Origin of the sequence: Campylobacter ornithocola (assembly GCF_013201605.1) — a bacterium.
GTDB lineage: Bacteria > Campylobacterota > Campylobacteria > Campylobacterales > Campylobacteraceae > Campylobacter_D > Campylobacter_D ornithocola.
Window position 1 is genome coordinate 734,940 of sequence record NZ_CP053848.1, and the last position, 24,076, is coordinate 759,015.

Annotated in this window: 17 protein-coding genes; all 17 read left to right on the top strand. The window is 28.0% G+C overall.

The window, feature by feature from the left end; genetic code table 11:
* Positions 1 to 34 precede the first annotated feature (34 nt).
* The gene (locus tag CORN_RS03900; RefSeq protein WP_066008344.1) at positions 35 to 1,081 is read left to right on the top strand and encodes a dehypoxanthine futalosine cyclase; all 1,047 of its coding nucleotides are present in this window, start codon (positions 35 to 37) and stop codon (positions 1,079 to 1,081) included.
* Positions 1,081 to 2,301, top strand: coding sequence for a M16 family metallopeptidase (locus tag CORN_RS03905; protein ID WP_066008343.1), 1,221 nt, complete (start codon positions 1,081 to 1,083; stop codon positions 2,299 to 2,301). Before CORN_RS03900 ends, CORN_RS03905 begins: the two co-directional genes overlap by 1 nt.
* A complete protein-coding gene (gene recG / locus CORN_RS03910) occupies positions 2,291 to 4,114 on the top strand; it encodes an ATP-dependent DNA helicase RecG (RefSeq protein ID WP_066008342.1) in 1,824 nt (607 codons plus the stop codon). Before CORN_RS03905 ends, recG begins: the two co-directional genes overlap by 11 nt.
* A complete protein-coding gene (locus CORN_RS03915) occupies positions 4,107 to 4,709 on the top strand; it encodes a Crp/Fnr family transcriptional regulator (RefSeq protein ID WP_066008341.1) in 603 nt (200 codons plus the stop codon). The genes recG and CORN_RS03915 overlap by 8 nt, the downstream gene beginning before the upstream one ends.
* Before the next feature lie 43 nt (positions 4,710 to 4,752).
* Complete coding sequence (locus tag CORN_RS03920; protein ID WP_066008340.1) at positions 4,753 to 5,400, top strand: amino acid ABC transporter permease; 648 nt, start codon at positions 4,753 to 4,755, stop codon at positions 5,398 to 5,400.
* Complete coding sequence (locus CORN_RS03925) at positions 5,393 to 6,052, top strand: amino acid ABC transporter permease (RefSeq protein WP_066008339.1); 660 nt, start codon at positions 5,393 to 5,395, stop codon at positions 6,050 to 6,052. Before CORN_RS03920 ends, CORN_RS03925 begins: the two co-directional genes overlap by 8 nt.
* Before the next feature lies 1 nt (position 6,053).
* Positions 6,054 to 6,791 (top strand): amino acid ABC transporter ATP-binding protein, encoded by a 738-nt coding sequence (locus tag CORN_RS03930; protein WP_066008338.1) that lies wholly within the window; start codon positions 6,054 to 6,056, stop codon positions 6,789 to 6,791.
* 108 nt (positions 6,792 to 6,899) lie between these two features.
* Complete coding sequence (locus CORN_RS03935) at positions 6,900 to 7,697, top strand: cysteine ABC transporter substrate-binding protein (RefSeq protein WP_425337391.1); 798 nt, start codon at positions 6,900 to 6,902, stop codon at positions 7,695 to 7,697.
* Positions 7,698 to 7,699: 2 nt separating this feature from the next.
* Complete coding sequence (locus CORN_RS03940; RefSeq protein WP_066008336.1) at positions 7,700 to 8,920, top strand: MFS transporter; 1,221 nt, start codon at positions 7,700 to 7,702, stop codon at positions 8,918 to 8,920.
* Between the two features lie 213 nt (positions 8,921 to 9,133).
* Positions 9,134 to 11,758, top strand: coding sequence for a hypothetical protein (locus CORN_RS03945; protein ID WP_172663977.1), 2,625 nt, complete (start codon positions 9,134 to 9,136; stop codon positions 11,756 to 11,758).
* A 30-nt stretch (positions 11,759 to 11,788) separates the two neighbouring features.
* The gene (locus CORN_RS03950; RefSeq protein ID WP_172663978.1) at positions 11,789 to 14,983 is read left to right on the top strand and encodes a two-partner secretion domain-containing protein; all 3,195 of its coding nucleotides are present in this window, start codon (positions 11,789 to 11,791) and stop codon (positions 14,981 to 14,983) included.
* Positions 14,984 to 15,130: 147 nt separating this feature from the next.
* Positions 15,131 to 17,170 carry a ShlB/FhaC/HecB family hemolysin secretion/activation protein gene (locus CORN_RS03960; RefSeq protein WP_246260877.1) on the top strand — a complete coding sequence of 680 codons (2,040 nt, stop codon included), beginning with the start codon at positions 15,131 to 15,133 and terminating at the stop codon, positions 17,168 to 17,170.
* Positions 17,171 to 17,236: 66 nt separating this feature from the next.
* Complete coding sequence (locus CORN_RS03965; RefSeq protein ID WP_066007870.1) at positions 17,237 to 18,643, top strand: COG3400 family protein; 1,407 nt, start codon at positions 17,237 to 17,239, stop codon at positions 18,641 to 18,643.
* A 7-nt stretch (positions 18,644 to 18,650) separates the two neighbouring features.
* Entirely contained in the window at positions 18,651 to 19,709 is a 1,059-nt protein-coding gene (gene aroB / locus CORN_RS03970; protein ID WP_066007871.1) for a 3-dehydroquinate synthase, read from the top strand.
* Positions 19,706 to 21,235: a mechanosensitive ion channel domain-containing protein gene (locus CORN_RS03975; protein WP_066007872.1), complete on the top strand. Its 1,530-nt coding sequence runs from the start codon at positions 19,706 to 19,708 to the stop codon at positions 21,233 to 21,235. Before aroB ends, CORN_RS03975 begins: the two co-directional genes overlap by 4 nt.
* Entirely contained in the window at positions 21,232 to 22,488 is a 1,257-nt protein-coding gene (gene mtaB, locus CORN_RS03980; RefSeq protein WP_066007874.1) for a tRNA (N(6)-L-threonylcarbamoyladenosine(37)-C(2))-methylthiotransferase MtaB, read from the top strand. Before CORN_RS03975 ends, mtaB begins: the two co-directional genes overlap by 4 nt.
* On the top strand, positions 22,478 to 24,076 hold the full coding sequence (locus CORN_RS03985) for an AAA family ATPase (RefSeq protein ID WP_066007876.1): 1,599 nt from the start codon (positions 22,478 to 22,480) through the stop codon (positions 24,074 to 24,076). Before mtaB ends, CORN_RS03985 begins: the two co-directional genes overlap by 11 nt.

The window sequence follows — 24,076 nt, forward strand, 5'->3', positions numbered from 1 at the left end:
GCTATAATAATCCTTTTTATAAAAAGGTTTAATGATGAGTAGATTAGGTAAAAAAGAAGCGTTGTATTTGCTTCAAAATGCACCTTTGTATGAGTTAGGTGCAATGGCTTATGAGAAGAAATTGCAACTACATCCTGATAAAATAACTACTTTTGTAGTAGATAGAAATATAAATTATACAAATATTTGTTGCATTGATTGTGATTTTTGTGCTTTTTGTAGAAAAGAAAAAGATGAAGATTCATATATTTTAAAATACGAAGAAATAGGGCAAAAAATAGAAGAACTACAAGCCATAGGCGGAACACAAATTTTATTTCAAGGTGGGGTGCACCCAAAACTTAAAATAGAATGGTATGAAGACTTACTTTCTTATATAAAAACTAATTATCCTACTATTACCGTGCATGGTTTTTCAGCAGTTGAGATAGCTTATATTGCAAGAGTTTCTAAAATTTCTATTGAAGAGGTCTTAAAAAGATTACAAGCAAAAGGACTCTTTTCTATACCTGGAGCTGGCGCTGAAGTATTAAGTGATAGGGTAAGAGATATCATTGCACCACATAAATGTGACACAGCTACCTGGCTTAGAGTGCATGAGAGTGCACATAATATAGATATGAAAAGTACTGCTACTATGATGTTTGGTACGGTTGAAACTGATGAAGAAATCATTGAACATTTTGATTATTTAAGAAATTTACAAGATAAAACAGGTGGTTTTAGAGCTTTTATTTTATGGTCATTTCAAAGTGAAAACACTCCTTTGATTCAAAAACATCCTGAAATTATTAAGCAAAGTTCCAATAGGTATTTAAGATTGTTAGCTTTAGCAAGACTTTATTTGGATAATTTTAAAAATTTGCAAAGTTCATGGGTAACACAAGGCTCTTTAATAGGTCAGCTTGCCTTAAAGTTTGGTGCAAATGATCTAGGTTCAACTATGATGGAAGAAAATGTCGTAGCTGCAGCTGGTGCAAAATATAGAATGAATCAAGAACAAATGATAGAGCTTATAAAAGATATAGGGGAATTACCTGCTAAACGCGATACTGCTTATAATATCTTAGAAAGGTTTTAATGCTAAATTTAAACTTCAATGATGCTAAAATAAACATAATATATGAGTATGAAAATGAGCTTCCTGTAATATTTTTCAAACTTATTTTTAAAAATAGTGGGAAAATAGCAGAAAAGCACAATAGAGGTTGTGCAAGTATGCTTGCTAGACTTTTAAATGAAGGAAGCAATGATGAGTTTTTTAAAAGCTTAGAATACCGTGCTATAGAGCTTTATAGTAAGGCTAGTTTTGAGCATTTTCAAATTAATATCAAATGCTTAAAAGAGCATTTTGAGTTTGCTTTAGAAAAACTGCAAGAACTACTTTTAAATGTGCGTTTTGATGAAAAAATCTTACAAAGATTAAAAACTTTAGCCTTGGGTGAATTGGTGAGTTTAAATACTGATTATGATTATCAAGCAAAAAGACTTTTAAATAAAAATGTTTTTAAAGATGAAATTTTTACTAGTGGTCTTGATGGAACTAAGGAAAGTATAGAAAAAATTAGTTTAAAAGAATTACAAAATTTTATGAGTGAAAATTTAGTACTTGATAATGTTTTATTCGTTTTTGGTGGAGATATTAAAGAAGATGAAGTAAAAGCTAAAGCGGAAAAAATTTGTCAGATTTTAAAAAGAAATATTCCAAATCAAAATAAAAATTATAAACTCATTGATGAGAGTATGGAAATAAGTGAGCAAAAAAGCACAGAGCAAGCTTATATATACTTTTGTTCTCCATTTAATATGCAAATTAATGATGAGAAAATGTATTTAGCTAAACTCGCTTTATTTATCTTAGGTCAAGGTGGTTTTGGTTCGCGTTTGATGGAGGAAGTGCGTGTGAAAAGAGGTTTGGCGTATTCTGCTTATGCTATGCTTGATATAAATTTAAATTATAGTAGAGTTTTTGGGTATTTGCAAACTAAAAATGAAAGTTCTAATGAGGCTAAAACTTTAGTTAAAGAAGTTTTTGAAAATTTTGTTCAAAATGGAGTAAATGAAAAAGAATTTCAACTAGCTAAGCAATTTCTAGTAGGCTCTATGCCTTTAAGATATGAAAGCTTAGCTAAAAGATTAGATATAATGCTAAATGAATATTTACATGGTTTAAAACTTGGAAATTTAAAAGAAGAAATGCAAAAGATCAAAAACACTACCTTAGATGAACTAAATGACTTTATCAAAACACATAGTGAAATTACAAAAGTGAGTTTTGCAAGTATAGAAAATGAAAGTTGAAGAAAAGGATTTAAAACTACTTCATGCTTTAGGGGTTAAAAATTGTATCGATTTGGCTTTGATTTTGCCTAAAAAATTTGATGATTTTAGAATTTCAAAGTTTCCAAAAGATACATTTTGTACCCAAAATGTAAAAATTATTAGCACGCAAAATCACTACTCTCAGCTTTTTATGCTTTGTGAATGTTTAGAATGGGGCATAAAAGCAAATATAGTGATTTTTCATCCTAATAAATGGCATTTTAAAATTTTTAAACATAATGCTTTGGTTTGCATCTATGCAAAGATGAATTTTTTTAATGGAATTTGGCAGTTTATAAACCCAAAAATAGTAAAAAATATAGGTCAAATAGTCCCTAAGTATCAAATTAGCTCCATTAAAGATGAAAGTATAAAAAAACTTATATCAAAATATGTCAATGAAGCTAACTTAAAAGCATTAAATTTAGAACAAAAATACATTAACTTACTTTTAAATTTACATAATTATGATGATCTAGCTCTTTATGAAAATTTTAACGCTATAGTTAAAGATTTAAAATATATAGAAATTTTTAATCATCTAAGGCGTTTAAAGGGTAAAAAAATATCACAAAATGCTTATGAAATAAAACTTTTTGATATAAACTCTTGGCTTAAAGGTTTAGAATTTAGCCCTACAAATGATCAGCTTTTAGCGATAGAAGATATTAAAAAAGACTTACAAAGTAAAGTCGCTAAAAGACGCGTGGTAATGGGTGATGTGGGTTGTGGTAAGACTTTGGTTATACTTGCTGCAAGTTTGCTTGTGTATCCTAAAAAGGCTATTTTAATGGCACCAACTAGTATTTTAGCTGAACAAATTTATCATGAAGCAAAAAGACTTTTACCTGATTTTGTTAATGTTTTGCTTTTAAAAGGCGGTAAAAAAGATAAAGATTTAGCAAAATTAAAAGAGCAAGCTCATTTTATCATAGGTACACACGCGCTCATTCATCAAGAAGAATTTGAAGCAGTTTTGGTTATGATAGATGAGCAACACCGCTTTGGTTCTAATCAAAGACAAAAAATAAGCGAGCTTAGTAGAAAATCACAATTTTCCCCGCATATCGTGCAGTTTTCTGCCACACCTATACCAAGAACGCTTTCTATGATTCAAAGTGAGCTTGTAAACTTTAGTTTTATCAAACAAATGCCTTTTAAAAAAGACATTAAGACTTTTTGCATACAAGATAAAGATTTTAAATATTTGCTTAAAAAAATCGATGATGAACTAGCTAAAAATCATCAAGTAATCATCATTTATCCTTTGGTAAATGAAAGTGAAAATATAGATTATTTATCATTAGAACAAGCACAAGGGTATTGGATAAGCAAATACAAAAATGTTTATGTTACTCATGGAAAAGATAAAAATAAAGATCAAATTTTACAAGAATTTAGAGAAAAAGGCACGATTTTACTTTCTACAACGGTGGTTGAAGTGGGAATTTCTTTGCCAAAACTGAGTGTGATTGTGGTTGTTGGGGCTGAAAGACTTGGACTTGCTACCTTACATCAGCTTAGAGGTAGGGTAGGTAGAATAGGGCTTGAAAGCTTTTGTTATTTATATACTAAGCAAAAAGAAATTCCAACTCGTTTGCTTGAATTTGCTAAAACTTTAGATGGGTTTAAAATAGCCGAGCTTGATTTAAAAAACAGGCTAAGTGGGGATTTGTTAGATGGTAGGGTTCAACATGGTAATCATTTTAAATTTTTTGATTTTGCAGATGATGAAAAACTAGTTATAAAAGCAAAAGAAAGTATTCAAAATATGGAAAAAGAAAATGGATAAACATTTTGAAATTTTAATCTCAAAGGGTGAAAAAAAGCGTTTTAATAAAGGAAATATCTTATTTTTTCAAGGTGAAAAAGCATGTAAAATTTATATTTTATTAAGTGGAAAGGTGCGTATATATAAGGTCAATGCTAAAGGTTTTGAATTAACATTACACACTTTAGTTCCAGTAAATTTTATAGCCGAGATGCCTGTTTTTGAAGGTATTAATTATCCAGCTAATGCTATTTGTGAGCAAGATTGTGAAATTTGTGTTTTTGATTTTAATGAATTTAAAAAATTATGCTTAGAAAATGGAGAATTTAGCTTTTTACTTTTAACTTCTTTGATAGGAAAAATTAGAATTTTGGAAAATTTTATTAGACAAAAGTCTTTAGATTTGAAATCAAGATTGATTAGTTTTTTGTTAGAAAATGAAGAAAAATTACATAATCTAAAGCAAAAAGAAATAGCGGTAATTTTAAATTTACCACCAGAATCTTTATCACGTTTTTTAAAAGAATTAAAACAAAATGGGCTTATTTGCACAAATAAGGGTAAAATAGTAATTTTAAATAAAGAAAAAATACAAAATTTAATTAAGTCTTTTTAAGTCTTATTTGTTACAATGTTGTATTTAAACAATGGGAGGTTTTATGGATTTTGATTTTTTAATCAAGTTTAGCCCTATGTTTATACAAGCTTCTTGGCTTACTTTGAAACTTGCTATTTATGGAGTATTTTTTTCATTTTTAGTAGGTTTATTGTGCATAGGAGTGAGCTATTTTAAATTTTCTTTTTTAAATACAATTTGTAAAATTTATATAGAATTTTCAAGAAACACACCTTTGTTAATTCAACTTTTCTTTTTATACTATGCTTTGCCTGAGTTTGGAATTCATCTTAGTTCTTTTACTTGTGCTGTGATAGGACTTAGCTTTTTAGGTGGTTCTTATATGGCTGAGAGTTTAAGAGCGGGTATGGAAGCTGTTAAAAAACAACAATACGAATCAGGACTTTCTTTGGGTTTAAGCAAGTGGCAAAATTTTCGCTATGTTATTATGCCCCAAGCTTTAGGCATAGCTATGCCAAGTATTAGTGCAAATATCATTTTTCTACTTAAAGAAACTTCAGTGGTAAGTATCATTGCTTTAGCAGATTTAGTATATGTAGCTAAAGATCTTATAGGGCTTTATTATAAAAGTAATGAAGCTTTATTTGCTTTAGTACTTTGTTATTTGATTTTGATTTTACCTTTATCATTAGTGTTAAACCGTATAGAAAAAAGGTTAAACTATGTTTGAAATTTTAAATCAAGATACCTTTTTTAGACTAGCGCAAGGTTTAAAGGTTACTTTAGAGCTTTCATTTATCAGTGTTTTGATTTCATTGGTTGGGGGAGTTTTTTTTGGAATTTTAATGCATTCTAAAAACAAATTCCTTTATGCTTTTTGTCGTTTTATGCTTGAATTTGTACGTATTATGCCTTTGATTGTTTGGCTTTTTGTAGTACATTTTGGTTTGGCTAAATGGTTTGGGTGGCATTTGAGTGCTTTGGGTTCAAGTGTCATTGTTTTTAGTATTTGGGGTGTGTTTGAGATGATGGATTTAGTAAGATCTTCTTTAGCAAGCATACCAAAGCACCAGTATGAATCAGGACTTTCATTGGGATTTAATAAATTTGAAGTTTATCTTTTTATCATCATACCTTTATCTTTAAGAAGATTATTACCTATGAGTATTAATCTTTTTACAAGAATTATCAAAAGCACTTCAGTGATTTATCTAATAGGTGGTATAGAGCTTATTAAGGTAGGACAACAAGTAATTGAGTTAAATTTATTTCAAAATTCCTATACAGCTTTTGTGATTTATGGTTTGATTTTATTGATTTATTTTGTACTTTGTTATCCTTTATCGGTTTATTCAAAGTTTTTAGAGAAAAAATGGAGTTAATATGAGCATTTTAAAAATACAAAATTTACAAAAATATTATGATAAACATCATGTTTTGAAAGATATTAACTTAGAAGTAAATCAAAAAGAAGTAGTGGTTATACTAGGTCCAAGTGGTTGTGGTAAATCTACGCTTTTAAGATGTATTAATGGTTTAGAAGAAATGGCAGATGGAGTTATTTTTGTTGATGATGAAAAAATTGATAAAAACTATAAAAAATGGACGCAAATTCGTCAGAAAATAGGTATGGTTTTTCAATCTTACGAGCTTTTTGATCATTTAAATGTTGAACAAAACATACTTTTAGGCCCTTTAAAAGTGCAAAAAAGAAAAAAAGAAGAAGTTTTAAAAGAAGCAAAATACTGGCTTGAAAGAGTAGGACTTTTGCATAAATTAAAAGCTTACCCTAAGGAGTTAAGTGGTGGACAAAAGCAACGTATAGCGATAGTTAGAAGTCTTTGTATGAATCCTGAAATTATGCTTTTTGATGAAGTTACAGCAGCGCTTGATCCTGAAATTGTGCGTGAAGTTTTAGATGTGATTTTAAACTTAGCAAAAGATGGTATGACTATGCTTATAGTTACGCATGAAATGGGTTTTGCAAAAGCTGTTGCTGATAAAATAGTTTTTATGGATGATGGAAAAATAGTAGAAATTTCAACTCCTGATGAGTTCTTTGAAAATCCAAAGACAGATCGTGCGAAAAAATTTCTCAATTTATTTGATTTTCATCGTTAAATTTACTTTTTGAAATATTTGTTTAAAAAAATAATATAATGTTTAAAAATCAAAATTAAATCCACAAAGGACAAGGATATGAAAAAAATTTTTCTTTTATCGTTTTTGATGGCACTCCTTTTTAGTGCATGCTCAAATTCAAATTCTAATGAAAATTCTATAGAAAAAATCAAACAGCAAGGTGTAATTCGCATAGGTGTTTTTGGTGATAAACCTCCATTTGGTTACCTAGATGCACAAGGGAAAAATCAAGGCTATGATGTGTATTTTGCTAAACGCATAGCAAAAGAGCTTTTAAATGATGAATCTAAAGTACAATTTGTTTTAGTTGAGGCAGCTAACAGAGTAGAATTTCTAGAGTCAAATAAGGTTGATTTGATCTTAGCAAATTTTACGAAAACTCCAGAAAGAGAAGCTGTTGTAGATTTTGCTCTACCTTATATGAAAGTTGCTCTTGGTGTGATAGCTCCAAAAAATTCGGATATCAAAACCATAGATGATTTGAAAAATAAAACTTTAATCCTTAACAAAGGTACAACAGCAGATGCTTTTTTTACAAAAAATATGCCAGAAATTAAAACGATTAAATTTGATCAAAATACAGAAACATTCGCAGCTTTAATCGGAAAAAGAGGCGATGCATTAAGCCATGATAATGCATTGCTTTTTGCTTGGACTAAAGAAAATCCGAATTTCGAAGTGGTGATTAAAGAACTTGGTAATCATGATGTTATAGCCCCAGCTGTAAAAAAAGGTGATCAAGCAATGCTAAATTTTATTAATGATTTAATTTTAAAACTAGAAAATGAGCAGTTTTTCCATAAAGCATATGATGAAACTTTAAAACCATTTTTTAGTAATGATATAAAAGCTGATGATGTAGTAATTGAAGGTGGCAAAATTTAATAATGCAAAAAGCTTTTAAAAATACCATCTATGCTTCTTTGGGTGGTATTTTAGAATTTTATGATTTTGTTTTATTTATCTTTTTTGCAAATGTTTTTGCAAAAATCTTCTTTCCTCAAAATGATGATTTTTGGTCTTTGATTTATGCTTATGTAGCTTTTGGGGCAGGGTATTTAGCTAGACCTTTTGGAGCTATAGTATTTGCTCATTTTGCAGATATCAAGGGTAGAAAAAATGTTTTTTATATAAGTATGCTTTTAATGGTAGTGCCTAGTTTTGTTTTGGCTTTTTTACCAACTTATGAGAGTATAGGCTTAATGGCTACTATTATACTTTTTGCAATAAGAATTTCTCAAGGTCTTGCCATAGGTGCAGAAGTAAGTAGTGCTTGGATTTTTGTGAGTGAGTTTGTGAGTAAAAAAAGACTTGGTTTGGCACTAGGTTTTATTTCAGCAACTTTGACTTTAGGTTTATTGCTTGGAAATTTAGCTACTTTGGCTGTGTATGAGTATTTTAGTAAAGAAGAAGTAGAAAAATTCGCTTGGAGAATTCCTTTTTTTATAGGAGGTTTTTTTGGGATTTTGGCTTTATTCTTAAGAACGAAACTTAATGAAACTCCAGCTTTTAAAAACATAAAAAGCAAAGAAAAAATTTTGAATTTTCCACTTTTACAAGCTTTAAAAACACATAAAAAAAGTATGTTAATATGTGCTTTGCTTACTATAGTTTTAACAAGTGGTGTTGCGACTTTAATGATTTTACCGCAGTATTTTGAAGGTTTACTAGGAGTAAACAAAACTACAGCTTTGTTATACCAAAACCTAGCTATAATCATGATTATTTTGGGTAGTTTATTGCAAGGTTATTTAGCTGATATACTAGGTCATTTTAAAATTTGTGCGTTTTTTACATTGTTATTTGGAATTTTTGGAATATCGTTTAGTTTTTATAATGAGTGGTTTTTAATGTTTTATTTGTTAGCTTGTTTTTCTCAAGGTATTATTGCTTTTGCACCTATTTTTATGACTCAAATTTTTAAAACAGAACTACGATCAAGTGGATTGTCTTTTGCTTATAATATTTCTTATGCGATTTTAGGTTTTATAACCCCTTTTATTGTTAATTTTATGTATGAGAAATATTTTTATATTTACATTGCTTTTACATTTATTGCTAGTTTATTAAGTGTGTTTTTAGTAAAAAGATCTTTTAAAAATTTATAATATTATTTTTATTCAAACCCCCACCTTTCATAAATCCCTATTTCACCATATCCCCCTCCCATATTTCTCATTATAAAACTATTTTACTCTTATTTATATTTCAGTTTAAATTTATGATTTTGTATTTATAATTTCTAACTTATTAATGAAATATCAGCTAGTTTTTTTATAAATTTACAGCTGTTAGTTAATTAAAGATATTAATATTAATCTTTGAAAGGATATTTTAGTCTAAAGTCACATTGCACCCTATGGGGGGGGGGGAACGATAATTTTCGTTTTAACTTACACTCTTTAAGTTTAAATCTTTTTAAATCTTATAAACATTCTAAACTTTTAAAACTTTCTTTACTAACTATTTTATCACTAAGTTCTTTAAATGCAGCCACACAAGCTACTTATGATAATACTTTAAAAGCTTATGTTATTAAAAAACATGGTTTTAATGATGAAAGTGTATATGATAATACTAATGATACTTATAAGTTTTTAAATGGTAAAAACTTCTATGGTCAATTAGCTACTAATAAAAATCTTTCTAATATCACTTTAATCTATGATAATCCCAAATCAAAACATATGAACTTTAGTGATATGAGATTAAAACAAGAAATACTTACTCCAAATATAAAAGAAGATATCTTTGTAGTAAATGGCTTTCATGGAGCATATTCTGCTAATAATAGCATTAATCAAATAAGCTATATACCTTTTTTAGTTTCAGCTTATACCTTTAATGCTAAAGCTAATAATAATACCCTAACATTAAAAGCAGGAGAATTATCTTCTATATATTATTTAAAACCTACTAATAAAGAAGTAATGAATCCTAAAGCTACAGGTTTAGATAATAAATATAATTTTTTAATTACCCCAGCTATAGCAAGAAAGGGTGAAGCTAGTAATAATACTTTAAATTATTTAAAAGATGCTTATGTGAATATGGGTGTTGAAAACACTTATACCTTAGTTTTAAATGGTGCTCCTTATGTAGTAGGTGCTTTTGGAGTGGATGCTAATACTAATAATAATAGTGTTATATTAAACAAAGGAGTAAAGATAGACTTTCATACTACTCCTTATAGACAAGGTGCTTTAGGAGAGAGTATTTTTGATGAGAGAATGACTCATATTTTAGGTGCTATGAGCTACAATGCTAATGCTAATAAAAACAAACTCATTATAGATGGAGCTTCTTTAGTAGTTCATGGACCAAGTGGAGCTTATTCAACATCAGCTGCTACACATTTAGGTGGAGCCTTTGTTGATGTAAATAATAATCAAAACTACCAAGTTAGTGAAAACACCACCTTAATCAATGATTTAAAACTAGATTTAAGAGTAGATACTAAAAATACCCCATTAGCTTATAATGCTGTATTAAATGGAGAAATCTATGGAGGTAAGATCACTCAAGGTAATGCTCATAAAAATACTATAGAAGTTAAAGACTTACAAACCTTACTTGCTCTAAATACTAATATAGAAGTAAAAGCACTCTTAGACTTTTATGCAGGATTTGCAAGTAATGGCTATGCTAATGATAATAAGATTAATATAAATCTTAAAAAACCTTTTGAGATTAATGCTAATTTTACTGGAGAGAATGAATTTAATCTTTATGGAGCTTATGCTAGTAAGGGTGCTAGTAGAAATAGTGTGAATATAAAAGGGGATTTAACCCAAGAAAGTGTAGTAGAAAACTATCAAGATAAAATTTCAATCACAGCAGCTAAGGTATTAAGTGGAAAAGCAGATAATAATAAAATTAATCTAAGCTCATCTAATGTATCTATACCTTTATATATTTATGGAGTTAGTAAAACTACTTTAGATAATAAAGACTATTATGCACAAACAGCAAGTGATAATATTATTAATTTAAAAGAAGTAAAATCAGCTAGAAACCTAACCACTATTATAGAAGCAAATAATTTAGAAAAAAATACCATTAATTATGATTTAGTTCAATCTTTATCTAATGCTTCTAATATAGATAAGGGTTCTAAAATCATTTTAAGAGCTAATGAAAACGCTTTAGATAATACTTTAAACATTAAAGATTATTCAAGTGCTGCTTATGATAATGTATATGTTATTAGTGCTAAAGAAGAAAGTGCTAATAATAATATTAGCTTTACAAATTTAGCACTAGGTACAGCTTCTGATAAAAGAGAAGGTAGGGTATTAATTAGTGCAGGTATAGCTAAAAATACTCATGATAATTATATCCATATAGCTAATTTAAATATAGATGAGTATAAAAACAATGAAGCTATTATTATAAGTGCTTCTGGTGTATATAGTGAAAATGATAAAAGCTATAATAATACTTTATATTTAAGTGGTAATACTAATATATTTAATAATACTAAAATAGATATATTAGCAGGTAGCTTTTTACAAACCCAAACTGATAATGGTTTTACTCCAAAAGCCATAAAGCATAAAAACAATACTAATAATCATCTTTATTTAAATACTAATATCAGTGCAAAGCTAGTAAATAACTTTGATCATTATAGCTTTATCTTAAAAGATGATACAAAGAATTATTTAAGTGCTAATGAAGCTATTAATTTAAGTGAAAAAACTTCTATTAATGTTTATACCAACAATAATATAAAAAATAAAAGCTTTATTCTAATGCAAAGTGAAAAAGGCTTTATAAATGAGGATAATAAACAACTAGATCAAAAAGATTTACAAAGCTTATTAGACATTATCACTAAAAACAATCAAAGCTTACATAAAAACATTAAAGCAAAGGTTCAAAAGGCTAAATACACTCTAAGTGCAAGTAAAGATGCAAAAAGCATAGTAGTGAATTTAAATTAAAAACAAAAATAAAAACAATAAGGATATATCATGAAAGCACATCATAAACTCTCAAATCATATCATACTCTCAGGTATAACAGTATCAATGCTTTTTTCTCCACTAATGGCTTTACCTAGTGGAGGTAAATTTACTCATGGGACTAGTGGAACTATATCTGGTCCATACTTTGATAAAAATACTGGTAAAAACACTATTGATATCACAGGTAAAACACCAAATAAAAATAGCCATGTTATCCAATGGGGTGGTGGTTTTAGTATAAATAAGGGTGAAAGTGTAAATTTTAAAGGTCAAGGACAAAACTACCTAAACATTGCTCATGGAACAAGTAAATCTACTATAGATGGCTTATTAAATGCAAGTGGTAATAATGTCTTTTTAATCAACCCTAATGGAGTAATCATTACTAAAAATGGAATTATCAATGCTAATCGCTTTGTGGCTTCTACTTCGTCTTTAGAAGCAACACATTTCGAGAAATTTAAAGAGCAAGGTGCTTCTTTTTCTCCTGTATTTAAACCATCTAAGGGTGGTAATGTAGTGAATATGGGTAATATTAATGCTAATAATGTATTACTTATAGGGAATAAGGTAGATATACAAGGTGGTAGTACCAATGGTATGCATAATGCAAATACTAGTGGTGATGCTTTAAAAAGACCAAGTGGTAATACGGCTAATAAGGTTCATTTGGTAGGAAATGAAGTTTACATACTAGCAGATGGTATTAATTCAGATTCTATTATAGCTAGTGCTTATAGTAAAGGTGCCTTACAGCAATCTACTACATCTTATTATAATTATGGTAATAGTCTAGGTAAACTTAACTTTATTACTCAAGAATATGACAATATAGATAAAGCAAATTTAGGCGATAAAAAATTAGTAACTAAAGATAAATTTGAAAAACATGCAACTATAGCTTCTGATATAGATTGGTGGCATTTTGCTAAGGGATGGAATGAAAATAAAAATGAAATGAGAGATTTTTTTGATACCTATAAATTAACTAATGATGTTGATTTTGGTGGAAATCAAGGAAAAAACTATGCAAACTATTGTATAGATGGATTAGGGTGTACCAATATGATAGTAGGCTACAATGATGCTTTTACAAAAACTTTTGATGGACAAAGGTATACACTTAAGAATATCAATATAGATACAACAAACTTAGATAATAAGCCAAAGTATGTAGGTATATTTGGTAAAGTTGAAGGGGTTGCTTTTAAAAATATTAATGTTGATTATATGGATGGTGGGATTTTGGTAAAAAATAGTGATTATGTAGGCGGTTTTGTTGGTTTTGTAAATAATGGCAATTTTGAAAATATTTTTTTAAAAAATATAAAAAATATTAACAATAATGGTAACTACGCTCATTCTTTTAATGCAACAGGAGGGTTTGCTGGAGCAATAGATAATGGAATATTTTCGAATATTTCTTTAAACAATATTCGAAATATCAATAGCAATCATAGTGTTGATAATGGTAATATTGATAATTCAACAGGAGGGTTTGCTGGAGTTATAACGGGGAAAGGAAGTTATTCAAATATCTCTTTAAATAACATAGGAAATATTAGTGGTATTACTAAAAGCACTTATAAATATGCAGTTTCTGGTAGTCAAGTGGGTGGTTTTGTAGGAGAAGCAGAGGTGCTAGAAGAACAATTTTTATATTCAAATATCTCTTTAAATAATATAGGAAATATTAGTGGTAGTAGTTATAGTCGTGAAAGTTATACATCTATAGGTGGTTTTGTTGGTCAAACCTCTAGTATAATGGAGGTTATTTATTCAAATATTTCCTTAGATGGTATAAAAAATATTATTGGCAATAGTAATATCTATGATAGTGGTTATGGTTTTAATCATACAGGTGGTTTTATCGGATTTTTTAGCGGATATTATATTTTTTCAAATATCTCTTTAAATAATATAGGAAATATTAGTGGTAGTGGTAGTAATAGTTATAATCGTGAAAGTTATTCAGATGTAGGTGGTTTTGCTGGGTATATTAGTAAAGGTCAATCGCATTTTAAGAATGTCTATGTCAATATAAAATTTAATAATGGTAATGATAATTATGGAAAATTCTTTGGAGGTGCTAATAGGTTTAGTGATGTTGAATATACTTTTAACAACATCCACATCTACCACCATGAAAACGATTTAACCAACGCAACTGCCGATCAAGCTTACTGGAATGATTTTAATAAAAATGGTTATGTTTCAGATAAAATAAACATTCACACCTATAATGATAATACTCAAGAAAGTGTTTATAAAGACTTTTTATCTAAGGCAAATACTATAGAAAAACCTAATATAACACCACCATCTAATCCAACAGATCCTACTAATCCAAGTAATCCTGATGTTGTTTTAGGTAGTGATGATGTAATTAGCAAAGAAGATTTAAACCAATGGCTTGATGAAATATTTGCAGGAAATTACTGGGTAGATATAAAAGATCTTGATAAAATTCATGGCCTAAATGAAAGTATCATTCAAAGTATATCTTTCTTAGAAGCTTTATATGGTCAAGAAGGTATGAAAGATATATTGGAAAAATTCCATAATGATTATAAAACAGCTTATTCTAAGTATGAGGAATTTAAAAACAATAAAGCAGAACTTTTAGCTTTTATCAATGAAAAGTTAAAACCTTTAGTAGAACACTCTAATAATTCTCTAAAACAACTACTAACCAAACAAAAAGAACTTGATAGTGTTGTTAAAGCTTATAATGCTTATGTAGAATTAATCAATAAAGGTTTAGCAAGTAAAAATGATCAAGAATTTAAAACCTTAGAAAATAAATTAAATTCTTTAATGAGTGAAAGTCAAATTCTAGCTAATAGTATTTCTAATAATCAAATGCTATTAGAAAAATGGCAAGGAAAAACAAATACTGATTCTAATGGTCATTTTACTATCAAAGGTGCCTTTGCTAATGCTATATTAAATACAAATCCTGACTTAAAAGAAATAACTGGAGATGGTGGAAGTATAGATGATCCAAACAGACCAGAACTTCCCGCAACAGATCTAACCTTCGAACAAACTGCTTCACTTAATCTAATAGGTAATAATAGCTTAGAAGAAGAGGAAGAACAAGAAGAAATAGAAGAAGCTTCTATGAATCAAAAAGGTAAAACCTGCATAGTAAGTGATAATTATAAAACTATGAATCCTTGTGTGGTTGGAGGATTATAAACACTTTGCTAGGATATAACTATCCTAGCAATAATAATGAGTATGAATAAATACTTGCATTAAACAATATTGTGATTAATCTATACAAATATAAAAGCCAAATTAAGAAAAAAATAAATAAAAATAAAAAATTAAGGAAAAACCATTATGAAAAAACTCTTATTTACTACTATAGCAATTAGTTCTTTAGTCTATGCTAATAATAATGAAGGTTCTATTATCATAGCTAAAAATGATATAGAAAAGGTTATAGAATTATCCCCTGATAAAAACCTCCCTCAAAACAAAGCCATAAAAGAAAATCTAAAAACCAAAGATGATTATGAAAAAGCCCAAGAAGCTAAAAAGGTTTTAGAAGAAAAAAAAGAACAATTAAAAGAAAAACTAAGACAAGAAGAGGAAGCTAGTAATAATCAAACTAATTTAACTAATACTAGTTCTACTAATGATAATACTAATAAAAAAACTAATAACACTATTAACTCAAATAAAGAAGTTAATACTAGTGCAAAAGATAATACCGACAACACAACCGATAAAGAAAACAATACTAATATAAATACTACTACTAATGAAAAAACTAACAATACTAGTAAAGAAAATAATACCAACACAGCTAATAATACAACTAACACTAACTCAAACAATCAAACCACTAATACAAGCAATATAAATAATTCTACTAACTCCACTACAAAGCCTATGATTAAATATCACTTTGTTCTTACTAATAAAAACACTAGCTTTAAAAAGCTAGGTATTAAAGAAGAAGATTTACAAAGCTTAGTGAGTGAGTTTAATGCTAAAAGATTTAGCTTGCAAGATTTACAAGATATATCTAATATCATTGCTTATTATTTTCAAGTTAATGGCTATCCTGCAGCAACAGCTTATATTCCTCAACAAGAATTTGATGGAAAAAATATTCAAATTAATATTTCTTTAGGAGTATTAGGCAAATATATAATAAAAAATAAAACTACTATAAAAGATCACTTCATAGAAAGTAAGCTTAATGAAAAAATCAAAGGTAAAATCATCTCTACTAAATTAATAGAAGATAGTGTGTATAAAGTCAATGAAATGTATGGACTAAATACCCTAGCAGGTTTACAAGCAGGAGAGAATGTAGGAGAAACTGATATACTTATAGAAGTAGAACCTGATACTAAGGCTAATGTATTATTATATAGTGATAATTATGGTATTAAGAGTGCAGGAGAATATAGAGCTGGTATTAGTATGGGATTTAATTCTATATTAAATATGGGAGATTATTATAATTTTTACTTACAATCAAGTGATGAAAAACAAATCAACTATGGAGCTAGTTATACTTTCTTTTTAGGAAATTTAAAAATTACTCCAAGTATTTCTCAAGGATCTTATTCTTTAGGTGGAGATTATAAAGAAGTTGGCTTTAGTGGTACTTCTAGAAATTTTGGTATAGACTTTTCTTATCCTGTATGGATAAATACAAATTCATCTTTATACTTTACTTCTAGTATTTATCATAAGATATTAAAAGATGAACCTTTTTCAAATATATTTGATGATTATAGTATAGATAAACATTCTAATGTAGGTAGTATGGGTTTAGAAGGTTTATTTAGAGGCTTTGAAAATAATACCCTAAGTTATAGTGCTAAGATAAGTATAGGTAAAGTTAATGATGATGGCACTACTATATTTGGAGATACATCTAAAAGTGATGGTAATGGCTTTGGTTGGTTTAGAAAACTCAATGCTAGTTTGAATAATTATTATAGTATTAATGAATACATTACTCATACTTTAAATATAAACTATCAAAAGGTATTAGGGAATTTTGAACTAGATTCTTCTGAAAGTTCATCTTTAGGTGGAGCTTATGGAGTAAGAGCTTATGATAATGGAGAAGGTGATGGAGATAATACCATAGTAGCTAACTTTGGTATAAGAATAAATATACCAAATACGAATTTTTATTTTACACCTTTTTATGATATAGGTTATGCTTGGTATGAAAAAGACTCAGGAAGTAGATTAGCAGATGAGCATTTTTTAGATGCAGTGGGTTTACAAATACTTTATAATAAGAATAATGCATATTATATAAAACTTGATGCAGCAAGAGCATTACATCAGTATAAATACGATGATGATCATAGAATGAAATTATATTTAAGTGGTGGGGTGTATTTTTGAAATTTAAAACTTTAAAATATAAACTATAACTTTGCTATAATTATATTTTGTATTTTAGAGGTATAAATGAATAAAATTTTATTATTAGCTGATGGAGTTTATGCGAAAGATTTTTTAAAGAAAATTCATAACAATAAAACCTTCAAAGAATCTTTGAGTGTTGTTTATTATAATGATGAGAGCGTGGATTTAAGCTTAGCAAATGAACAAATCTCTTTTTATAAGTTTGATCCTACGAGTTTAGTTAAGTTAGAAAATTTGCTAAAGGAAAATTTCCATCAAGCTATTATTTATATGCAAGAAGAAAATGATATGTTAGCTTGCTATAAAAACTTAAGAAAATTACACCCAAGATTAAATATAGTTATTATGGATTTGTGGAATACGCAAATTGATGATAATTTTTGCGAAGTAATTAATATTTATGATACTTTAAACACAAGATTAGCAGGATGTTTGGATAATATGCCATCAACTGCTCAATTTATAGGGCTTGGGCAAGGTGAGATAATGGAGGTTAGAATTCCTGCAGGGTCAAGCTTTGCTTATAGACATATAAGCTCTATTAGCCAAAAACGCTTCAAAATTGTAATGGTTTATAGGAATAATGAATTTATTCTAGCAAGACCTGGGCTTATTTTAATGCCAAATGATAGTATTTTAATCGTAGGTGATCCTAAGGTTTTGCAAAGTGTTTTTACAAACATCAAAACAAGTCTTGGCCGTTTTCCATCACCTTTTGGAGATAACATACTTTGTATTATAGATATGAAGAAAATGAGTGAGTTTGCTATAGAAAAACTCATTTTTGCAAGTTTACTTTTACATATAAGAATCAATAGTAAAAAGCTTTATTTTAAAGTGATTAATCCCACCTTAACTCCTATGTATTACAAACTTAAAGCTTTGTATAAAAATAGTACTGAAGTAATATTTGACTATAAAAGTACTAATATAAGAAACATTAAGTCTTTCGTGGAAAATACCAGCATAGGTTTAATGGTGGTAGAAGATTATCTTTTTGAAAAAGAAAAAAATTTTCTTTTTACTTTAAAAATACCGGTATTAAAAGCTGGTAAAGGAGATTTTGCTGATTTAAAATCTTCAGTGGTTTTAAGTTCAAATTTTGAAGATGTAGAGGGTATTGCTTCTATTATGCTTGATCTTAATAAACAAATTCAACTAAGTCTTGCTTTGTATTACTATGCTTTAAAATTAAACAAGGCAGAAATTTTTGAATATCATCAATACTTTGAAAGTCTTTCAAAACTTCATGATGAAAAGTTACTCTTAATAGAAGAAAAAGAACATAATCCTATCAATAAATTTTCTTATAAGCAAAATATATTGCATTTTGTACCATTTAATGAGAAAATTCTAGGAAATAATTTCAATAAAATTTTAAAAACAGACTTAAATACGATATATTATAAGATGAATAAAAATTATCAGTTATTTATACCATCATTGTGAGAAAGTAATGAAAGTTAAGGTAAGTTTAGATAAAAATACAAGCTATAATGTTTATATAAATGAGTTAGAAAAGTTAAATTTTAATACCAAAGTGGTTATTTTAACCAATGAATTAGTTGCAAAATTACATTTAGATGTGCTTTTAAGAAAAATTCATGCCAAAGAGCTTTTTGTTGTAAAAATTAAAGATGGCGAAGAGTATAAAAATTTACAAACTATAGAATATATCTTAAATCAAATGTGTAGCTATAAACTTGATAGAAAAAGTTTGCTTATAAGCTTTGGTGGCGGTGTGATCTCTGATATGGGTGGTTTTGTAGCAAGTATATATCAAAGAGGGATAGAATTTATTAATATCCCTACGACTTTATTAGCTTGTGTAGATGCAAGTGTAGGTGGTAAAACCGGAGTAAATAATAAATTTGGGAAAAACTTAATAGGTACTTTTTATCAGCCAAAAGCAGTGTATTGTCAAAGTGAGTTTTTAAAAACACTAGCTTCAAGAGAGTTGGCTGCTGGTATGGCTGAATTTATCAAAATGGCTGTAGTTTTTGATGTAAAAATTTTGTCTTTTTTGGAAAATTTAGATGAGGATAAATTCTTAAATGCGAATTTAGATGATGCTACTTTGGCTCAAATCATTCAAAAAAGTATAGAGCTTAAAGCTAATATTGTATCGCAAGATGAAAAAGAAAATGGTTTGAGAATGCTTTTAAATTATGGTCACACTTTTGCTCATGTTATAGAAAATCAAACAGGATATAAAAAATACTTACATGGTGAGGCTGTGGCTATAGGTATGAATATGGCAAATACTTTAGCGCTAAATTTTGGTTTATTAAGTGAGCAAGAATGTAAAAGAGTGCAAAATTTACTTATAAAATTTAAACTACCTATATCTTATAAAATTCCAAATATTGAAGAATTTTATAATGCATTTTTTTTAGATAAAAAAACACATTATCAAAAAATAAATTTCATTTTAGCTTGCGGTTTAGGAAAAGCTTGTATAAAAAATGATATTTCCAAAGAAAATATTATGCAAGCTTTAAAGGTTTTTGTATGAAAAAAATATTTTTAATTTTATTTTTGTTTTTTTCTATATTATTAGCACAGGAAAATATACAACATTTAGATCAAAAATTAGATGAATTGCATAATAGTTTATCTTATAATACTTGGGTGGTTAAATATAATAATTTTAATATTTATAAAAAAACTCAAGATGAAATCTTATCTTTGGAGAAAGAAAGTTTAAAAGCTAATGAGCGTAATAAAAATATCATAGAGAGACAAATTTTAATTTTAAAAGAAAGATTAGGGCTTTTAAGTGAGTATAAAAGCACTAATTTTACTAAAATGGTTTTAGCTCCTGAAGAAGTAGAAAAAATGGAAAAAATTACCAATCCATTGGCTATTGTTTCTGCTTATTCACATATAAAAAAAATAAGACGTGATAAAGAAGAATATATAAATCTTCTAAATAGCTTTAAACAAACACTACAAGAACTTGAAAAAGAAAATATTTTAATTGCAGAAATCGCTAAACTAGATCCAACAAAAGAGCATAATGAACATTTGAAAAATTCCAATCAAATGGTTAAAGATTTTACACAAACTTTACGTTTTGGAGAAATTTCATATTCTGTATATGAGAAAAAAATTCAAGAAGAGATAGACAGAACTACCGCTTCGATAAAAATTCAAGGTGTAAGAGCTTTTAATATAGTTTTGGCTATTATTATTGTGATAGCTATGGCATTTTTGCTCAAATTTATAGCAAGAAAATATATAGGTGATAATGATCGTTTTTATACAGCAAATAAAATTATCAATTTTATCAATATTAATGTAATTGTTTTGATCTTGCTTTTTGGATATATAGAAAATATTAGTTATTTGGTTACTGTGCTTGGTTTTGCTTCTGCTGGTTTGGCTATTGCTATGAAAGATATGTTTATGTCTATGCTTGGTTGGTGTGTGATAGTTTTTGGTGGAAGTTTTAGAGTGGGTGATAGAGTGAAAGTTTTTCAAAATAACACACATTATATAGGTGATATTATTGATATTTCATTTTTAAGAATAACATTATATGAAGATATTTCATTATTAACCTATACTGATAATCGTAGAGCAGGTAGAATAATCTTTATACCAAATAATTTCATTTTTACTAATCTTATATCAAATTATACTCATCATGGTATGAAAACTATTTGGGATGGGCTTGATATCACTTTAACATTTGATTCTAATCATCAAAAAGCTTTAGAGATTGTAGAGGAGATAGTTGTAAAGGCTTCTAAAGGTTACACAAAAATTGCAAAAGAATCTATGAATAAATTAAGAAATGAATATAGCATTAGAAATCCTAAGGTTGAACCGAGACTTTTTACATTTTTAGAAGGTTATGGTATAAGAATTTCTGTTTGGTATATGACAAATTCTTATGCAGCTTTGGTTTTAAGAAGTAATATAAGTAAAGAAATTATTAACGAATTTAATAAATATGATGATATAAAAATAGCTTATCCATCGCAAAATCTATACATGGCAAAGCATAAATTTATAGAAGATAAGGAAGATATTTGAAAAAAAAAGTATATTTTAAAACTTTTGGTTGTAGAACAAATATTTATGATACACAGCTATTAAAAACATATATTAAAGATCATGAAATTGTCCAAAACGAACAAGAAGCTGATGTAATAGTAGTTAATTCTTGTACGGTAACAAATGGTGCTGATAGTGGGCTTAGGACTTATATTAATAGTGCAAGAAAAAATGGAACTAAAATTATACTTACAGGATGTGGGGCTGTGAGTAAGGGAAAAGATTTTTTTGATAAAAAGGAAATTTTTGGAGTTTTAGGGGCATCTAATAAAGATAAAATCAACGAACTCATTTCACAAGATAAGACATTTTATGAAATAGGTAATTTAAATTTTATTGATACAAAAATCGTGAGTAATTATGAAAATCACACTAAAGCTTTTGTAAAAATTCAAGAAGGATGTGATTTTGCTTGTAGTTATTGTATAATTCCAAGTGTTAGAGGTAAATCAAGAAGCGTACCAAGTAAAGAGATAATAAAGCAAGTCAAACTTTTAGCTCAAAATGGCTATAGTGAGATAGTTTTAACGGGTACGAATATAGGAAGTTATGGTTTAAAAGATAAGACTACACTTGGAAAATTATTACAAGAAATAGGCAAGGTTAATGGTATAAAAAGAGTAAGACTTGGAAGTTTAGAGCCTGCACAAATTGATGTAAGTTTTAAAGAAATTTTAGGTGAACCTTGGCTTGAAAAACATTTGCATATTGCATTGCAACACACTCATGAAAAAATGTTACGTATAATGCGTAGAAGATCACATACACAAAATGATTTAGCTTTGTTTAATGAGTTAAGTCAAAAAGGCTTTGCATTAGGAACTGATTTTATCGTAGCGCACCCTGGAGAAAGTGAATTAATATGGCAAGAAGCTTTGGATAATTTCAAGCATTTTAAACTCACACATATTCACGCTTTCATTTTTTCACCACGCGATGGAACACATTCTGCTTCTATGAGTGAGCGTATTAATGGTGAAATAGCTAAGGAAAGATTAAATATTTTAAAAGATATTGTTGTGCAGAATAATTATGAGTTTAGAAAAAAACAAAAATGTATTTTAGAAATTTTGGTTGAAAGTAAAAAAGATGGTTTTTATGAAGGTTATGATCAGTTTTTTAATAAAATCAAAATTACAAGCAAAGAAGATATTACTAAACAATGGATAAATGTTAAAAAGTATGAATGTAAAGAAGATTGCAACTATACAAGGTTAGAGTATGAAAAATAAAAAGATTATTTTAGCTTCATTTTTACTTCTTTGTGTTTTTGTAGTAGTTGCGTTTATAAAAAATCAACCTGATTATATTAGCAAAGCAGCTTACGAAGAGCTTTTAGAACAAAATTTAATCCAAAAAGCTATAGTAGAGAATAACGAAATATTGCTAAAAAGTAAAGATGGAAATTTTTTAATTGCCAAAGATGTAGTAGACTTAAATGCTTTATGGCAAAAAGTTCCTTTAGAATATGCTAAAGATTATAATTTAAGCGAATTTTTTTTAATATTCATTTTACTTGCTTTTCTTATAAGCTTTTTGCTTTTTCTTAATAAAAAAAATAAAGATAGGCAAAATTTGCTCTCTTTAGAAAAAAATATCCTAGAAAAAAATGAACAAAATAACACCATACAAGATGTTGTTAGTAATATTAAATTTAAAGATATAGCAGGAGTTGATGAGGCCAAGGTGGAGCTTTTGGAAATTGTTGATTTTTTAAAAAATCCTCAAAAATATAAAGATTTTGGTGTAAAAATGCCAAAAGGAGTTTTGTTAGTAGGCCCTCCCGGAGTAGGGAAAACTTTAATAGCAAAAGCAGTAGCAGGTGAGGCTGGGGTACCATTTTTTTATCAAAGTGGGGCTAGTTTTGTGGAAATTTATGTAGGTATGGGCGCAAAAAGGGTTAGAGAGCTTTTTTTAAAAGCTAAATCAAAAGCTCCAAGTATCATTTTTATAGATGAAATAGATGCAGTTGGTAAAAGTAGGGGAGATTTTTCTAACGTAGAAAGAGATAATACCCTAAATCAACTTTTAACTCAAATGGATGGATTTGAAGATAATAGTGGAGTTGTAGTAATGGCTGCTACAAATAAAATCGATCTTATGGATAATGCACTATTAAGATCAGGTCGCTTTGATAGGAGAATTTTTATATCATTACCTGATTTTAAAGATAGAATGTATATTTTGCAAAATTATATGAAAGAGAAAAAATTTAATGTAAATTTAGAGAAAATTGCAAAATCTAGCGTGGGTTTTAGCGGAGCAGCCTTGGAAACTTTAGTCAATGAAGCAGCGATTAATGCCATAAGAAGAAAATCAGATTTAATAGAAGAAAATGATTTTTTTGCAGTACTTAATAAAGTTTTGATAGGTAAAAAAAAGATTTTTTCGCTTAGTGATAAAGAAAGAAAAATTCAAGCCACATATCAAGCAGCTAAAGCCTTGTGTGCCTTTTATTTTGATGTTAAATTTGAAAAAATCACTCTAATAGAAGATAGATTTAAAGAGTATGAAAACACTATTAAGTCAAAATCAGAATTATTAAACAAAATAAAGGTGTTTTTATCAGGTTCTGTGGCTATGGAGCTTATTTTTAATGAAAGTTATACTAATGCACAAAGCGATCTTTTGAAGGTTAAAGAACTACTCACTTTTATGGAAACTTTTGCTATGGCAAATGAGGGTTTATTGCAAGAGCAAAGGCGAGAAGTAAAAGAATTTTTAGAATTAATGAAAGAGAAAGTGGTAAGATTAGCTAACATCCTTTTAGAAAATGAGAAAATAGAAATGCAAGATGTAGAAAAAATCATAATGGAGTAA

Bases quoted from the DNA above. Each gene is read 5' to 3' on its own strand.
- CORN_RS03900 (WP_066008344.1), top strand. From the start codon at position 35: ATGAGTAGATTAGGTAAAAAAGAAGCGTTGTATTTGCTTCAAAATGCA.
- CORN_RS03905 (WP_066008343.1), top strand. From the start codon at position 1,081: ATGCTAAATTTAAACTTCAATGATGCTAAAATAAACATAATATATGAG.
- recG (WP_066008342.1), top strand. From the start codon at position 2,291: ATGAAAGTTGAAGAAAAGGATTTAAAACTACTTCATGCTTTAGGGGTT.
- CORN_RS03915 (WP_066008341.1), top strand. From the start codon at position 4,107: ATGGATAAACATTTTGAAATTTTAATCTCAAAGGGTGAAAAAAAGCGT.
- CORN_RS03920 (WP_066008340.1), top strand. From the start codon at position 4,753: ATGGATTTTGATTTTTTAATCAAGTTTAGCCCTATGTTTATACAAGCT.
- CORN_RS03925 (WP_066008339.1), top strand. From the start codon at position 5,393: ATGTTTGAAATTTTAAATCAAGATACCTTTTTTAGACTAGCGCAAGGT.
- CORN_RS03930 (WP_066008338.1), top strand. From the start codon at position 6,054: ATGAGCATTTTAAAAATACAAAATTTACAAAAATATTATGATAAACAT.
- CORN_RS03935 (WP_425337391.1), top strand. From the start codon at position 6,900: ATGGCACTCCTTTTTAGTGCATGCTCAAATTCAAATTCTAATGAAAAT.
- CORN_RS03940 (WP_066008336.1), top strand. From the start codon at position 7,700: ATGCAAAAAGCTTTTAAAAATACCATCTATGCTTCTTTGGGTGGTATT.
- CORN_RS03950 (WP_172663978.1), top strand. From the start codon at position 11,789: ATGAAAGCACATCATAAACTCTCAAATCATATCATACTCTCAGGTATA.
- CORN_RS03960 (WP_246260877.1), top strand. From the start codon at position 15,131: ATGAAAAAACTCTTATTTACTACTATAGCAATTAGTTCTTTAGTCTAT.
- CORN_RS03965 (WP_066007870.1), top strand. From the start codon at position 17,237: ATGAATAAAATTTTATTATTAGCTGATGGAGTTTATGCGAAAGATTTT.
- aroB (WP_066007871.1), top strand. From the start codon at position 18,651: ATGAAAGTTAAGGTAAGTTTAGATAAAAATACAAGCTATAATGTTTAT.
- CORN_RS03975 (WP_066007872.1), top strand. From the start codon at position 19,706: ATGAAAAAAATATTTTTAATTTTATTTTTGTTTTTTTCTATATTATTA.
- CORN_RS03985 (WP_066007876.1), top strand. From the start codon at position 22,478: ATGAAAAATAAAAAGATTATTTTAGCTTCATTTTTACTTCTTTGTGTT.